Here is a 1,209-nt window from a genome sequence, read left to right on the forward strand (position 1 = left end):
TCATTTGAATGTCGTATTCCTCTTCCAGCACCTGCCGTTTCTTTGGCTCCTCCACCTTGTTGGACAACAGCGTGTGCAGCATCTTGAAGATTCCTTTGTATTCTTTCGATGCCGGTCATTGAATTGGCTCGACGTTTTCTCAACGAGCGAGTATTTTGGATTTTCCTTGTTCCGTGCTTAATTCCAGCTACTTTTTCGATAGCGCTTCGAGTTCTGCCACAGAGCAGTCGAACACGTTGGCGATCGTGGCTTTGTCGATGCCGGCTGCCAGCAACTTTTTCATTCGTTTGATATTTTGACGCTCATCTTTGATTCGCTGTTCCTGGCGGCCTCGGTGTATTCCACGCTGCAATCCTTTCTCTTCTCCTTGTTGGAATCCTCGTTGAACTCCTTGCTGGATCCCTTGTTCCAGGATCCCCTGACTCAAATTACACATCGTGCTGACCTCCTTTTCCATTTTCTCACTCATTTGAATATCGTATTCCTCTTCCAGCACCTGCCGTTTCTTCGGTTCCTCCACCTTGTTGGACAACAGCGTGTGCAGCATCTTGAAGATTCATTTGTACTCTTTCGATGCCGGATCTCCAAGCCACAACACAATGCCGGTCATCAAGTCGTAATCCGCCTTCTTCAGCTTCACATGGCCCGCCACTTGTTTTTCCGTTATCTCATACACGTTCATCGAATTCGCCCGATGCTTTGGCGCGTTCATGCAAATCCAAATCGAATACACTTTCTGCAAGTCCCCGTAGTGGTCGTTGGTGAACTCCACTCCATGCTGGCTCGACGTTTGCCTCGCCAGATGATACACCATCCTCGATACGAGCGGGTATTGGGGATTCTCCTTGTTTTGCGCCTCCACGTTGATTAACAAAAGCAGCCGGCCTTTCCCTTGGGGAAGCAGGGCCCGAAAGAAGATGTCGTAGCGAATCGTTCCTTCGTGTAGATCCGTATCCTCGGTATTGCCTCCCTGGATGCGCGATCCTTGCACCGGCACCGAGGACACTTCCGGCGTCCCTTCGATATACTTGTTCATAATGTCGTCAATCGTTTCTTCCCGGTATTCGGGAACGCATTCCTTCAAAATCCAGGCGAGGACGATTTTTTCGGACAACAGCCGCTTGCACGCCGCGTCGTATTGGGACTGCATCGACGTGTCGTGCAAAGCTTGCGCCAAAGACGTGTCTTTGTGCTTACATTGTAGCACAG

At 50.0% G+C, this 1,209-nt stretch carries 1 protein-coding gene and 1 pseudogene; both read right to left on the bottom strand.

What is annotated here, in order from left to right; translation table 11 throughout:
- Positions 1-187: 187 nt before the first annotated feature.
- Complete coding sequence (locus E5336_RS12245) at positions 188-547, bottom strand: RpnC/YadD family protein (protein WP_135981389.1); 360 nt, start codon at positions 545-547, stop codon at positions 188-190.
- 9 nt (positions 548-556) lie between these two features.
- Positions 557-1,209 (bottom strand): annotated as a pseudogene (locus tag E5336_RS12495) (hypothetical protein); the annotation flags it as partial.

It is taken from the genome of Dubosiella muris (genome assembly GCF_004793885.1).
In the GTDB taxonomy this organism is placed as follows: Bacteria; Bacillota_I; Bacilli_A; order Erysipelotrichales; family Erysipelotrichaceae; genus Dubosiella; species Dubosiella muris.